The 13,265-nt window shown below is 59.4% G+C and carries 16 protein-coding genes and 1 pseudogene; 6 read left to right on the forward strand and 11 right to left on the reverse strand.

Annotated elements, in window-relative coordinates; genetic code table 11:
- Positions 1–24: 24 nt before the first annotated feature.
- On the forward strand, positions 25–198 hold the full coding sequence (locus ACK9YZ_RS18275) for a DUF1328 domain-containing protein (RefSeq protein WP_007817547.1): 174 nt from the start codon (positions 25–27) through the stop codon (positions 196–198).
- A 56-nt stretch (positions 199–254) separates the two neighbouring features.
- Here the strand turns inward: ACK9YZ_RS18275 and ACK9YZ_RS18280 are convergent, their stop codons facing one another.
- Entirely contained in the window at positions 255–701 is a 447-nt protein-coding gene (locus ACK9YZ_RS18280) for a DoxX family protein (protein WP_216755992.1), read from the reverse strand.
- Between the two features lie 13 nt (positions 702–714).
- Here ACK9YZ_RS18280 and ACK9YZ_RS18285 point away from each other — a divergent pair.
- Positions 715–1,059: pseudogene (locus tag ACK9YZ_RS18285) on the forward strand (anti-sigma factor family protein); the annotation flags it as partial.
- Here the strand turns inward: ACK9YZ_RS18285 and ACK9YZ_RS18290 are convergent.
- The 3 genes from ACK9YZ_RS18290 to ACK9YZ_RS18300 all read right to left on the reverse strand — a co-directional run bounded on the left by ACK9YZ_RS18290 (position 1,056) and on the right by ACK9YZ_RS18300 (position 3,115).
- Complete coding sequence (locus tag ACK9YZ_RS18290; protein ID WP_416064743.1) at positions 1,056–1,724, reverse strand: DUF1345 domain-containing protein; 669 nt, start codon at positions 1,722–1,724, stop codon at positions 1,056–1,058. The pseudogene ACK9YZ_RS18285 and the gene ACK9YZ_RS18290 overlap by 4 nt on opposite strands.
- A gap of 97 nt (positions 1,725–1,821) precedes the next feature.
- Positions 1,822–2,787 (reverse strand): transaldolase, encoded by a 966-nt coding sequence (tal, locus tag ACK9YZ_RS18295; protein ID WP_416064744.1) that lies wholly within the window; start codon positions 2,785–2,787, stop codon positions 1,822–1,824.
- Positions 2,771–3,115: a hypothetical protein gene (locus ACK9YZ_RS18300; RefSeq protein ID WP_416064745.1), complete on the reverse strand. Its 345-nt coding sequence runs from the start codon at positions 3,113–3,115 to the stop codon at positions 2,771–2,773. The genes tal and ACK9YZ_RS18300 overlap by 17 nt, the downstream gene beginning before the upstream one ends.
- Before the next feature lie 118 nt (positions 3,116–3,233).
- Here ACK9YZ_RS18300 and ACK9YZ_RS18305 point away from each other — a divergent pair, with 118 nt between their 5' ends.
- Positions 3,234–4,217, forward strand: coding sequence for a sugar-binding transcriptional regulator (locus tag ACK9YZ_RS18305; protein WP_216755995.1), 984 nt, complete (start codon positions 3,234–3,236; stop codon positions 4,215–4,217).
- A 23-nt stretch (positions 4,218–4,240) separates the two neighbouring features.
- Here the strand turns inward: ACK9YZ_RS18305 and ACK9YZ_RS18310 are convergent, their stop codons facing one another.
- Positions 4,241–5,113 carry a methylated-DNA--[protein]-cysteine S-methyltransferase gene (locus ACK9YZ_RS18310; protein ID WP_416064746.1) on the reverse strand — a complete coding sequence of 291 codons (873 nt, stop codon included), beginning with the start codon at positions 5,111–5,113 and terminating at the stop codon, positions 4,241–4,243.
- 83 nt (positions 5,114–5,196) lie between these two features.
- Positions 5,197–5,694, reverse strand: a complete 498-nt coding sequence (locus ACK9YZ_RS18315; protein WP_416066768.1) for a DUF2244 domain-containing protein — start codon at positions 5,692–5,694, stop codon at positions 5,197–5,199.
- 22 nt (positions 5,695–5,716) lie between these two features.
- Between ACK9YZ_RS18315 and nth the strand changes: the two genes are divergently transcribed.
- Positions 5,717–6,499 (forward strand): endonuclease III, encoded by a 783-nt coding sequence (gene nth / locus ACK9YZ_RS18320; protein WP_416064747.1) that lies wholly within the window; start codon positions 5,717–5,719, stop codon positions 6,497–6,499.
- Here the strand turns inward: nth and ACK9YZ_RS18325 are convergent.
- Entirely contained in the window at positions 6,464–7,042 is a 579-nt protein-coding gene (locus ACK9YZ_RS18325; RefSeq protein ID WP_416064748.1) for a TetR family transcriptional regulator, read from the reverse strand. The genes nth and ACK9YZ_RS18325 overlap by 36 nt on opposite strands.
- Positions 7,043–7,125: 83 nt before the next feature.
- On the opposite strand from ACK9YZ_RS18325, the gene ACK9YZ_RS18330 reads away from it, so the two are divergent.
- Positions 7,126–7,551, forward strand: a complete 426-nt coding sequence (locus tag ACK9YZ_RS18330) for a VOC family protein (RefSeq protein WP_416064749.1) — start codon at positions 7,126–7,128, stop codon at positions 7,549–7,551.
- Between the two features lie 55 nt (positions 7,552–7,606).
- Here the strand turns inward: ACK9YZ_RS18330 and ACK9YZ_RS18335 are convergent, their stop codons facing one another.
- Positions 7,607–8,320: a sulfate transporter family protein gene (locus tag ACK9YZ_RS18335; RefSeq protein WP_216756000.1), complete on the reverse strand. Its 714-nt coding sequence runs from the start codon at positions 8,318–8,320 to the stop codon at positions 7,607–7,609.
- Between the two features lie 236 nt (positions 8,321–8,556).
- Between ACK9YZ_RS18335 and ACK9YZ_RS18340 the strand changes: the two genes are divergently transcribed.
- Positions 8,557–9,411, forward strand: coding sequence for a MurR/RpiR family transcriptional regulator (locus ACK9YZ_RS18340; protein WP_216756001.1), 855 nt, complete (start codon positions 8,557–8,559; stop codon positions 9,409–9,411).
- Between the two features lies 1 nt (position 9,412).
- On the opposite strand, the gene ACK9YZ_RS18345 is transcribed toward ACK9YZ_RS18340, so the two are convergent.
- The 3 genes from ACK9YZ_RS18345 to ACK9YZ_RS18355 form a co-directional block, all read right to left on the reverse strand.
- A complete protein-coding gene (locus ACK9YZ_RS18345) occupies positions 9,413–10,996 on the reverse strand; it encodes an FGGY-family carbohydrate kinase (RefSeq protein ID WP_416064750.1) in 1,584 nt (527 codons plus the stop codon).
- Entirely contained in the window at positions 10,996–11,685 is a 690-nt protein-coding gene (locus ACK9YZ_RS18350; protein ID WP_416064751.1) for an HAD family hydrolase, read from the reverse strand. Before ACK9YZ_RS18350 ends, ACK9YZ_RS18345 begins: the two co-directional genes overlap by 1 nt.
- A 90-nt stretch (positions 11,686–11,775) precedes the next feature.
- On the reverse strand, positions 11,776–13,257 hold the full coding sequence (locus tag ACK9YZ_RS18355) for a mannitol dehydrogenase family protein (RefSeq protein ID WP_416064752.1): 1,482 nt from the start codon (positions 13,255–13,257) through the stop codon (positions 11,776–11,778).
- Positions 13,258–13,265 lie beyond the last annotated feature (8 nt).

Raw genomic sequence — 13,265 nt, forward strand, 5'->3', positions numbered from 1 at the left:
CAAAAATCACGGAGGAAGATATCCATGCTGAAATGGGCTCTGATATTTCTGGTCATTTCGATTGTTGCCGGCTTTTTCGGCTTCTCCGGCATTTCCGCGGCAACAGCGACAATCGCACGCGTACTGTTCGGCATATTCCTCGTCGTCTTCCTGATCTTCCTCATCCTGGCGCTGATGGCAGGACAGGCGATCTTCTAGCCAGCAGTTCATTCCGGCTAGCTGGCTGGCCTGCCGGCGGCTTCGAGACAAGTTCGTTAGAGCACCGCCCTAAGCCACGGATGCACTCCTTTCGCCTGCCGTTTCACGAGACTGTCGATCGACACCGATCCTGCACCGGAAACCGCCAGCACAAACATTCCGCCGGCGATTGCAAGATCCTTTTCGAAATGCAGCAGCTCGTTCTGGCTTGCGAAATTGGTGTGGAACAGAAAAGCCGTCGCGAGGCAGAACAGCCCCAGGGCAGCCGCGCCAAGCCGGCTGAGGAGGCCAGTGGCGATGGAGAGGCCGGCGCCGAGTTGTAGGGCAATCACGCCAAAGGTCACCAGTGCTGGCAAGCCAAGCTTTTCGAAAGTGGCAAGGGTCGCGGTGATGTCTGCGATAAGAGACGCTCCCTCATGCAGGAAGATCAGGGATAGCAGAAGCCTACCCAGAAGAAGAATGAGGTCGGCCAGACGAGGCCGGCTTGAAGCGTTTTCCATCATATCCTCCACTGACGAAGCGCTGACTTCGGATCAGCATACCGTAAAACCCTGGTTCAACGGCAAGATCGATTTCTCGCCGCCTGTCAGCGATCTCGCCAAGGACGGCTTCCCGTTGGTCGGCGGTCGTGGCGATTATATCGGCGGCCGCGCCCGTTGCGGCCCTCGTCTACCGGCGCCATGGCCACATCATCAACCTGTTCATCTGGCCTGCGACGTAGTCGACACAAACGAGCAGAGCCTATGACGGCTACAATATAATATGGTCGGATGGCGGACTGATGTTGTGGGCGATTTCGGATGTCGCCTCGGGCGATCTTGCCGAGTTCGAACGCTCTTCAGGAGCGCCGCAAGACTCTAAAGCAGGCTTGCGCCGACATTGATCGCAAGCGCGAGAATGGTGGTGTTGAAAAGAAACGACAGAAGCGCATGCAGCAGGGTCAGCTTGCGCATGGCTGTCGAGGTGACGGCCACATCGGCTGTCTGCGCCGCCACGCCGATGGTGAAGGAGAAATAGAGGAAGTCCCAATAAGCAGGCTCCTCGATATCGTCGGGGAATTTCAGCCCGCCGCCCTTGTCCGGTCCGCCATAGTAATAATGCGCATAATGGATCGTGAAGAGCGTGTGCAGGAAAAACCAGGAGATCATGATCGTCAGGATCGCTGCGGCCGCACGCCAGAGCGCGATATTGGCCGGCGCGTCCTTGATCGAATGAAGCTCGATGCCGATGCCGGCAATACTGGCAAGGGCCGCCGCGATCGACAGAAAGAGCAGGAACGTGTCGGAAAAATCGAGGTCCGCAGATCGCTTGCGGATGCTCTGGATGGTGGCCCGAAGCATCTTGCGCCAGCTCAGCCCGATGAAGACGATCGCCGAGGCGTTCCAGCCAAACAGGATATTGCTGGCGCTCACCTCCCGGGAGGTCAGCAGCAGAAAGACGATGAAACCGCCGAGCACCGAAAGGATGAAGCTTGCATGCTTGTAGGCAAGCGAGACCAGCGAATTTCCGTCATCCCCGTCAGCCACTGCAATCCTCCGGCCTCCATGTCCTTGATATCAACACGAAAAAGGCGCAGATGCCAGCGGCACCCGCGCCTTTCATCAAAGTGCAGCTTGCGCGGCGTTAAGCGGCGGCGAGCTGCAGTTCCTTGCGGACCTGGCTACGCAGCGTGCCAAGATCCTTTGCGAATGCCCTGATACCTTCGGCAAGCTTTTCGGTCGCCATCGCATCTTCGTTCATCATCCAGCGGAAGGTCTTTTCGTCGACCGTAACCTTCGGAGCCGGCTTGATCGTTTCCGGCGACAGCTTGCGCTCAAGCTTACCCTGGTCGTTCGACAGTTCGTCGAGCAGGTTCGGAGCAATCGTCAGACGATCGCAACCGGCCAGCGCTTCGATTTCGCCGGTGTTGCGGAAAGAGGCGCCCATGACGACCGTCTTGATGTCGTTGGCCTTGTAGTAGTTGTAGATGTCGCGAACGGACAGAACGCCCGGATCTTCCTCGGCAGTGAAATCCTTGCCCGTCGACTTCTTGTACCAGTCAAGGATGCGGCCGACGAAGGGCGAGATCAGGAACACGCCGGCGTCAGCGCATGCAATCGCTTGGGCCTTCGAGAAGAGCAGCGTCAGATTGCAGTCGATGCCTTCCTTCTCCAGGATTTCGGCGGCGCGGATGCCTTCCCAGGTGGAAGCAAGCTTGATGAGAATGCGATCCTTCTCGATGCCGCGCTCCTTATACGCCGCGATGATGCTGCGGGCCTTCTTGAGCGAAGCTTCCATGTTGAAGGACAGATCGGCATCGACTTCGGTCGAAACACGGCCGGGAACCAGCTTGACGAGTGCTGCACCAACGGAGATTGCAAGACGATCGGCAACGGCTGCAGCCGCAGCATCCGCATCGCCGCCGAGTTTCTTGCCCCAGGCGATCGCTTCCTTCATGTCGTCGGCGAACATGTCGGTGCCGAGTGCCTTGAGAACGATGGATGGGTTGGTCGTGCAATCGACCGGTTTCAGGCGAGCAACAGCCTGAATGTCACCGGTATCGGCAACCACGGTTGTGATCTCGCGGAGTTGGTCAAGCTTGGATGTCATGGTCAAAATCCTTTTTGAACTTGGGCTGCGGACCGGCGCGAGTTCCGCCCGGCAAATAGGTGATCTGAGGACCGATGGTTTGCGTGCTGCAGGCGAAAAGACGCGCCGCCGTCACGGATGAGTCATAAACGTGAGAGACATTGGCGGTGTTCCCAGGCGCATTGATCCAACCAGCGGAAAACGACAAGCGCATCACAAGCGATGCCGCCTGCGGCTGAAAGGCCGGTCGTGACTTTCCGCATGCCCGCACATTGCCCTCCTCGGACGGACAAGAACGACGTTGTCGACCATGACTATCGCCGCTCTTGCAACGAAAAGTCAAGGACATTTGTGCATTTCAATTGACATAAGTGTCACTCCCGGCATTATCGCGGGAACAAAGCCGATATCGCAACCTTATGCTATTGATGGCAAAGATCTAGGGCGAAATCGGCGCGGGAGGAGATGTGGTCAAGCTGAAACGCGGCACGCATACTGCCTATTCCGAAGCCTCGTCGCTCAGGCTGCGGGCCGCATGGCTTTATTATAACGAGGGCCTGACCCAGAAGGATGTCGCCGAACAGCTCGGCATCAGCCGCACCACCGTCATCCGCCTGCTCGACGAGGCGATGAAACGCAGCGAAGTGCAGATCTGGATCAACGATTCCATTGGCGACTGCGTCGAGCTGTCGGTCGAGCTCGAGCGGGCTTACGGGTTGGACGAGGCTATTGTCGTGCCGCAACCCGCCAATTGCGACGTCAATTCCCTGGCAAAGAATGTCGGTCTGGCGCTCGGCCGGTTCCTGTCGGAGGCCATTCCGGACGATTACACGATCGGTGTCGGGTGGGGCCGCACCATGACCGCCTCGCTCGCGAGCTTCCGCCCGCCGCGCCGGGACAATTGCAAGATTGTCTCCCTGCTCGGCGGCATCGTCGCCGTCCACCAGACGAACCCGATCGACTACACTTGGCGGCTGGCAAACCAGCTTGGCGCCGAGTGCTACATGTTCCTCGCCCCGCTGCTCGTCGATTCGACCGAGACCAAGCGCAACCTCATCGAAAAATGCGGGCTCGACACGATCTATCGGCTGGCGGAAAACCTCGATCTCGCGATCGTCAGTTGCGGCGATATCGGCCCGCATTCGACCTCGCTCTCCGAGGGCTGGATTTCGAAGGCCGAGTTGCAGCAGTTGATCGATGCCGGCTGCGTCTGCGACACCATGTTCAACTTTCTGGACAAGGACGGCAATTCCGTCGACCATTCGATCAATCAGCGGGTGATGTCCGTGGATCTCGATACGCTGAAGAAGGCGAAGCACATCGTGCTGTCCTCCGGCGGCGCACACCGCGCCGTCGCGATCCGCGCGACGATCAAGCGGGTCGGCTGCAACACGCTGATAACGGATGAGAGTGCGGCAAAAGCGCTGCTGGAACTCGCCGAAGCCGCCTGAACGGTCTCGACCTATCGCGTCGGTCAGGCGTGCGCCGATTCCCAGCCAAGCATCGCCCGCTTGCGGGTGAGACCCCAATGGTATCCAGTCAATGCCCCGTTCTTGCCGAGTGCGCGGTGGCAGGGCACGACGAAGGAAATCGGGTTGGCCCCGACCGCCGCACCGACGGCGCGCATGGCAGTCGGCCGGCCGATATCCTTGGCGATATCGCTATAGGTCACGGCCTTGCCGAAGGGGACTTTCAAGAGGCTCTGCCAGACGCTGACCTGGAAATCCGTGCCGATCAGGACGACCCGCAACGGCTGGTCAGATGTCCAGCGGCCCGGCTGGAAGATACGCTCAGCATAGGGTGCTGTCGCTTGACGGTCCTCGACATAATCCGCATTCGGCCAGCGGCAGGTCATATCTTCGAGACAGGCCTTTTCATCGCCGGAATCGCTGAAGGCGAGGCCTGCAAGGCCGCGGTCCGTGACCATGACGAGCGCCGTCCCGAACGGGCAAGTGTGGAACCCGTAACGGATTGTCAGCCCACCGCCTTTCGCCTTCCATTCGCCCGGAGACATTGCCTCATGTGTGACGAACAGGTCGTGCAGGCGGCTCGGGCCTGAGAGACCGACCTCGATCGAAGTTTCGAGCAGCGGCATTTCTTCCCTGCGCAGCAGACGCTTGGCGTGGTCGAGCGTCACGGCCTGCAGGAAGGCTTTCGGCGACAGGCCGGCCCAGCGCGTAAAGGTCTTCTGGAGCTGCGTCGGCGACTGGTGTAGCCGAGCGGCAATCGCTTCCAGCGACGGCTGGTCGCGATATTCCTCGCTGATGAGTTCGATGACCTGACGAACAATATCGTAATCAGGGCCATCAGGAGTGACATCTGTGTCGAGCTTCGCGATCATGTTCATCGTTTTTCTCCTTTACAAAGGAGATAATCAAGGTCGAGCAGCCAAGCCACCCGTTTCTTGCGCCCCGATTCTTACGCAATGCCTCAAATACGCTGTCTCACCGTTGCCAGTGCGCCCTTGAAGGCCTTGGCGAAGCTCTCGCGATCGTCAGGATTGAGGAAGGAGCCGACATCGGTGCGTTTGCCCTCCCCGAAAATATGCATGGAGAGAATGCCGATCTCCTGATGTCGGCGCACGAGAAAGCGCGTCCAGAACGGATTGAAGTGATGCTCGATCATGCGGCCTGAGGGGGAGAACTTGCGCACCGCAACATCGGTGCGTGAAACCGTCACCTCTTCCCGCACCCTGCCGGACCGGTAGTTCAGCCAGAAGGCACCATAAAGCAGCAGGAAATCCAGGCCGAAGAAGAAGCCGATCGGCCAGGCGCCGGTCACGGTGAAGAACATGCCGTACACGAAGCAGATCGCGCCGGAGATGCTGAGCATCACCTTGAAGCCCTTCCGCCCGAGCGAACGGTAGGGAAAGAGTTCGGCTGCAAAAACCGGCTGATCGTTGCGCCTGTCGGCGTTGCTTTCCATCATGGCCGCCGAGTATAGATTTTCCATGGCGAATCCGAAACTCAAATCCATTACCAAACCGTCGCAAGACTCGAATGTGATCGTCAGGCGCAAGCCGGCGGCGGCGGTGAAGACCGTCTATTCGCTTGCCGAACGCGAGGAGATCTTCCGCCGCTTCTCCATTCAGCGTCCGGAGCCGCGGGGCGAACTGGAACACACCAATCCCTTCACCCTCGTCGTGGCGGTGGCGCTCTCCGCCCAGGCGACCGATGTCGGCGTCAACAAGGCGACGCGCGCGCTCTTCAAGGTCGCCGATACGCCGCAGAAAATGCTCGATCTCGGCGAGGAAAAGGTCCGTGACTACATCAGGACGATCGGGCTTTATCGCAACAAGGCGAAGAACGTCATTGCGCTCTCGCAGATGCTGGTCGACGAGTTCGGCGGCAAGGTGCCTGAAACGCGGGAAGAGTTGGTTCGCCTGCCGGGCGTCGGCCGAAAGACCGCCAATGTCGTACTATCAATGGCTTTCGGCCAGGCGACGATGGCCGTCGACACCCACATCTTCCGCATTGCCAACCGCATAAAGCTCGCACCGGGCAAGACGCCCGACGAGGTGGAAGAGCGGCTGATGAAGGTCGTGCCGCAACACTACCTCTATCACGCCCATCACTGGCTGATCCTGCATGGCCGCTATACTTGCAAGGCCCGGCGGCCGGAATGCGAACGCTGCGTGATCGCCGATATCTGCAAATCGCCGGAAAAGAGTTGCGATATCCCGGCACCGCTGGTCGAACTACCTCCGCAGGTGATCGGCGAGGCCGTCGAGTAGGGCAACAATCGCCCTCTCGTATTCTTCACGCCTGCCGCCCGCTTCGATGGCGATTGCTGCGCGGTCGAAGCCGGCTGACAGCAGAGCCGTCAATGGCCCGAGCAGTGTGCCGGCCTGCGGCAGACAGGCTTCGAGCCCTGCCCGCAATGTCGCTTCTGTAGTCTCGACATCGATCTGCGTGGCCGCAGACGCACCAATCACCGCCGGCGCTTCGAGCAGAAGCAGCCGTGTCCGCCCTGCCACCGCCATCCCATCGAAATAGGCTGCGGCACCTGCAAGCAGTGCCGCACGCGGTTCGGTTTCCGGCTTTGCGCGCTTCTCGATCTCTTCGGCGACATCAGCAGCCTCTCTTTCGATCACCGCCCGGAAAAGTGCCTTCTTGTGTTCAAAGTGATGGTAGAGAGCCCCGCGCGTGACGCCGGCTGCCGCAACGATGTCAGGCGTCGCCGTCGCCGCATATCCCCTCTCGACGAAAAGCCGGCGCGCGGCATTCATCAGGGCCTGTCTGGTCTGTTCGGTTCTCTCACGATTGCTACGACTCATGACTCTTCTTTACATACAATCTGTATGTATGTTAATTACAAAAACATACAGACCGCACGTAAAGATGCGAAGGAGGAAAAGCGATGAAATCGACGAGCTACTATCCTGTCATCATGACGGATGACGTTGCCGGTACGGCTGCCTTCTATTGCCGCCATTTCCGTTTCCAGCGGCTGTTCGACAGCGACTGGTACATTCATCTGCAATCGATGGAGGATGAACATGTGACGCTCGCCGTGCTTGATGGCAGCCACGAAACCATTCCGGCTGCGGGCCGCGGCAAGGTCTCCGGGCTTCTGCTGAATTTCGAGGTAGAGGATGTGGATGCGATCTACGCTGCCTGCACAGCGGCCGACCTGCCGATCCTGCGCGAGATTCGCGACGAGGCTTTCGGCCAACGCCATTTCATTACCGCCGACCCGAACGGCGTGTTGATCGACATCATCAAGCCGATCCCGCCGAGCGCCGAATACGCAGCGATGTATGACGCGACAGCGTTACCCGGTTAGAGCAATTCCAGCAGCAAAAGTGTTCAGTGGTTCTGCATCCGGAATGGCGTGAAAACTAAGCTCGGAAACCAGGATCGCGCGCCGAGATCAGCTTGTGTAGATGCACCATCATGCCGGCAGCAAAGAGCGGTGTGAGCAGGTTGACGATCGGGATCGCGAGGAAAAGTGCGATCACCAGACCGCCGAGAAAGACGGTCGGACCATGCTTGGCGCGAAACAACCGCGCCTCCGGTTGCGAACGGAAACGCATGGCCGCGAACTCGAAGAATTCCCGCCCGAGCAGGTAGCCGTTCACCAGGAAGAAGGCCACGAGATTGATGCCGGGAATGAAGAGCAGGAAGAGCGCGATGATATTGCCGACGATGACCACGCCGAGGAATTTGAGCGAGCTTGCCATTGCAGGACCGAGCGGCATGGCCTTGCCAGGCGCCTCCTGCGGATAATCCCGCTTTTCGATCACCTCCGCGACGTCGTCGAGAAAGAGGCCGGCTATCAGAGCGGTGACCGGCGAAAGCAGCAGTGCCAGGCCAAGCGCAAGGCCTATGCCGGCGGCGACAAGGAAAACGAAGCTGAGCCAGCCGGCCCAATCAGGCATCTCGGGAAAGAACCCCACCATCCAGGGAAAGATGAAACTGATGAACAGACCGCGCAGCGCAAACCATAAGCCGATCAGCACCAGCACCGTCAGTCCCAGAACTTTCCAGAAAGCCGACCGGGTCTCTGGCGCAAACAAATTGGCAAGTGAAAGGCGAGCGGCCTCAAGGATCATTTCTCTGGCGTCTCCGTTACGCAGCACCATGTAGGAAACCTGCGTCCTTCCGGCAAGTCAGTTGAAAATTACATGCATGAATAGAAAACTTGTCGAAAATTATGTGCTAATATATAGTTGATATGTTCGAAATACGTGTGGGCCATAAGAAGAGCTTCCGGACAATATTAAGAAACAAGGATTCGGCTCTGCATGAATCCACGGAAAGCCTCTGATGAAATGGGGGAGGCTGCGACGTGGAAGACTTTGTAGAGAAACTTAGGCAATACGCGAAGTCCGGCACGCCTGCCGAACGACGCATCGCGAAATATTTCACAGAACACTTGAACGACCTGCCGTTCGAAACCGCCGCGTCGGTTGCCGACCGGCTTGATCTTTCGCCCATGACGGTCGGCCGTTTCCTCCGTGCACTCGGCTATCAGGGCCTGGACAGTGTCAAGGTGGAGATCCGCGAAACGGCAACGACCTCTCCTGTCCAATTCCAGAGCGCGATGACGGAATTGCAGACGGATGCATCGGAGGGCAAGGCACTCGCCGTTCTCGTGGCCGAACAGATACAGGCGCTGCATCACATCTATCATCTGACTGCACAGCCGCATTGGGCCGAAGCCGTCGCGATGATCGGCGCGGCCAAAGAGGTCTTCGTGGCCACCCATGCCAGACTTGCCGGCCTCTCCAATCATTTCTGCCAGCGGCTGACCCAGGCTCGCGACGGCGTGCGTGCGATCGACGGCGCGGGAAGCCGCTTCACGGAGCTTTTCGCCCGTTCCTTCATCGACGACGCCGTGCTCGTCATCATCGATTGCCGGCGCTTCACCAGGTCGCGGTTGCTTGCGCGCACTGCCAGGCGCTACGGCTACAAGGTGATCCTGATTTCCGCTCAGCATGCGGACTGGCTGCCTGAACAGTCGAACGTCGTCTTGCCTTTGCCGCCTGCCCGCGCGCCCGACACGGATAACCTGCCGCCGCTGATCGCCTTGCTCGACTGTCTGTCCGAGGCGGTCATATTGAATGCCGGCGAGGAGGCGAGCCAGCGTCGCCGACGCATGGCGGAGTTTGCAACGATCCTCGGCGAGGCGACAAACCGCTGAACTACTCCACGGCTTCCAACTCTGCCCGATGACGATACATGGCAAGAAAGCGGCGGTAATCGCGGTCGTAAAACGCCTGCTTGCTCCTGTCGGGAAGTCGCTCAACGCCGCCCGGGTACATGGCTTTGCCCGCCGCCGCCAAATTCCTGTGTAAGCCGCAGGCAACCGATGCAGCGATCGCGGTGCCGAGCAGCACCGCCTCATTCATGTCAGGCACGATGACCTTGCAGCCCGTCACATCCGAATAGAGTTCCATCAGCACGGGGTTCTTCACATGCCCGCCGGCCACATGCAGCGTATTCGGCACGTAGCCGTGATCTCTCATCTTTTCGAGGATGTGACGGATGCCGAGCGCAATTCCGACTGCGGTCCTCCAATAGAGCGCACAGAGCCCGTCGAAGGACGTATCGAGCGTCAGACCGCTGATGACACCGACAGCATGCGGATCGGCCAGCGGCGACCGATTGCCGTGAAAATCCGGAAGGACGAAGATCCGTGCACCGAGCGCGTCACCCTCCTCTGCCCTGAGTTCAGCAATGCGGGCGACGATCCTCTGATGCAGCACCGTGGTCGGCTCACCGCCGGCCGCATGCATGCGCACGATATGATCGAGCAGCGCACCGGCCGCCGATTGGCCAGCCTCGACGAGCCATGATTGCTGAAAAACCACCTCGTAGTAAGGCCCCCACATTCCCTGGCTCGGCTTTCGCTCGCGGGAAAAGGCGACAACGCAACTCGATGTCCCGGCAATCAGCGCAAGCTGATGCTCGAGTTTTGCCGGGTCGCCGGCATAGCCGCTGAGCGCGCCGAGCGCGCCGGCATAGGCATCGATCATTCCGGCCGAGATATGGCAATCGATGGTCAGGCCCAACGCTTCGGCAGCCTCCGGCGTCAGCTTACCGATGCTCTCGCCAACTGCCACCGCCTCAGCCGGCAGATGGCCGCGCACCAGCAGATCCTCAAGACCGATCTGCTGCAGGAAATCCCGCCGCCAGCCGTTTTCCTTATGCGCCAGATAGTTCCACTTGGCTGTCAGCGTGCAGCGGGAGCGGGCAAGCGAACCGGTCGCCTTCCAGGTCAGGAAGTCGGCGAGGTCGAAGAAATAGCCGGCCTTCTCCCAGGTCGCCGGCAGGTTCTTCTTCAGCCACATCAGCTTCGGCATTTCCATTTCCGGCGACATGACATTGCCGGAATGTTCCAGCACTTCGTGCTTAGTCGCCGTGCAGAAATCGGCTTCCTTGAGTGCCCGATGATCGAGCCAGACGATCGTGTCGAAACGCGTCTCGCCGCCAGTGGAAACGCTGATCTGCCTGCCCTCTGTATCACGCACCACAAGCGAACAGGTGGCGTCGAAACCGATTGCGCCAACAGCGGCCGCTTCAATGCCGGACTGGCCCATCGCGGTGCGTACCGCGCTGCAGACGGCCCCCCAGATATCCTCGGAATCATGCTCGGCATGGTTCTCGCGCGGCCGATTCATGACAACAGGATGTTCAGCCTTGGCAAGCAGGTGACCATGCGCGTCAAAGACACCGGCGCGTGCGCTACCCGTGCCGATGTCCACCGCAACCACATGATCACGCATCAATGCTGAGTCCCGTCCCGCTTTTGTTTGCGGACAAGGTGTATCAATTCCGGCATGGCGTCAAACACCACTTCCGGTGAAAGACGGTCGAGTTCTTCCCGGTATCCGGCGAAGTTGGCATGCGAGCCACCAGTGAAGGCGAAGACCGTCATACCCGCCGCTTTTGCTGCGGCAATACCGGCCGGACTGTCCTCGATGACGATGCAGTCATGCGGCTCGACTTGCATTTTTCTGGCCGCGTAGAGGAACAGATCGGGTGCCGGTTTGCCGCGCTTGACCATGCTGGCGCTGAAGATATTCGGCAGCTTCGGCAAGAGCCCGGTGACCGAAAGCGACAGCCTGATCCGCTCGACTTGGCTCGACGAAGCCACACAGCAGGGAACACCAATCGCATCGATCGTTTCGCCAATGCCCGCCATGGGTTTCAGCTCGGTGCGGAAGCGGGCGTAGAGGTTGGTGCGGATGCCTTCGAGAAACGCCTCGTTGGCATGCACATTGAACTCCGTTTCCAATATGTCGATCAGGGTTGCAAGGCTGCGACCGAGGAAACGCTCATAGGCCTCGTCCTCGGTGATCGTCACGCCGAGGTCGGCCATCGCCCTGACGAGAACGCTGATCGAAATCGGCTCACTGTCGACGAGCACACCGTCGCAATCGAAAATGACCAGCCGTGGTTCAGCATCAGACATGGAAGACCCAACCTGAGTTCAGTTCGGACGCAACCGTCCTGCTTTGTCCGCAAGCCGGGATGGCGGCAGAAACACCGCCACCGGGATTTCTTACACTGCGAGCTTGCCGTCGAGATAGAGCTGCAAGGTTTCCTTCGTGCCTTTTTCCCACAGGGTTTTGAGCGCACGGGCGAAACGCTTGCGGAAAAGCTCGGATTTCGCCACCTCGCCGAAAATATCGTCGAAGACGAGGAAGGCCGCGGGATCGTCCTTGGCCTTTACCGCCGCCTCGTGCAAACGTTCGGCGCTGGCATCATTGAAGACGATGTCCTTGCCGCTGTCGCTCTTGCCGAAGAAGTAGCGGCACCAGAGCGCAGAGACGAGCGCGAGGCCGACGACATCCCTACCCTGGCGCAGGTTGTCGAGCGTCGAGGGCAGGATGAATTTCGGCTGACGGTTGGAGCCATCCTGTGCAAGCCTCGGGATCGTGTCGGCGATCTTCGGGTTGAGGAAACGGCGTTCGATCAGCTTGAAATAATCGGCAAGCGACGTATCCGGCACCGGCGGCACGATCGGGATGATTTCCTCGTTTTCCAGCTTCGCGAGGAAAGCCCGGATGAGGTCGTTTTCCATCGACTCATGGACGAAATGAATATCCATCAGCGCCGCCGGATAGGCGATCGCCGCATGGCCACCGTTCAGGATGCGGATCTTCATATGCTCATAGGGCGTGACATCGGGCACGAAGGTTACACCGACCTTTTCGAGCGCCGGGCGGCCCATCGGGAACCTGTCTTCCAGAACCCACTGCTTGAACTCTTCGCAATAGACCGGCCAATTATCCTCGATGCCGAAATTCTCCTTGAGAAAATCGATCTCGCGCTGGCTGGTCGCCGGCGTGATGCGGTCGACCATGCCGTTCGGGAAGGAGACGTTAGCCTTGATCCAGTCGGCAAAGGCAGGATCGGAAAGCTTGGCCGTTCCGACGATGGCATTTGCGGTGACGGCGCCATTATGGGGAATGTTGTCGCAGGACATGACGGTGAAGGGCGCGATGCCCTTATCCTTGCGGACCTTCAGGCCGGCAACGATCAGACCGAAGACCGTCTTCGGCGAAGAGGGGCTCTGCCCATCAGCGGCAATCGCCGGATGCGCCGGATTGAACTTGCCGGACGCATCGATGAAATATCCACCTTCCGTGATCGTCATCGAGACGATGCGGATCTCGGGATCGGCGAGCTTGGCAATGATGACATCAGGTTCGCCGACTGGCAGGATATCGATCATCGGCGCGGTCACACGCGCGGCAGTCTTGTTGTTGTCCTGCTCGACGACGGTCGTCAGGAAATCCTGCGCCGCAAGCTTGTCGCGCATGGCCGCATCCGAGGGCAGGACGCCGGCGCCGATGATGGCCCAGTTGTGGTCGCTGCCGGCATTGAAGAGATCGTCGAGATAGATCGCTTGATGGGCGCGATGGAAGTTGCCGACGCCGAAGTGCACGATGCCGGCTTTCAGCGACGCCCGCTCATAGGCCGGAATGGCTGCAGTCTTTGCTGCCTCGGCGAGCGTTGCCAGCGATAATTTGCACGTCATGTTTCAGT

It is taken from the genome of Rhizobium sp. ZK1, from assembly GCF_047782645.1.
GTDB lineage: Bacteria > Pseudomonadota > Alphaproteobacteria > Rhizobiales > Rhizobiaceae > Rhizobium.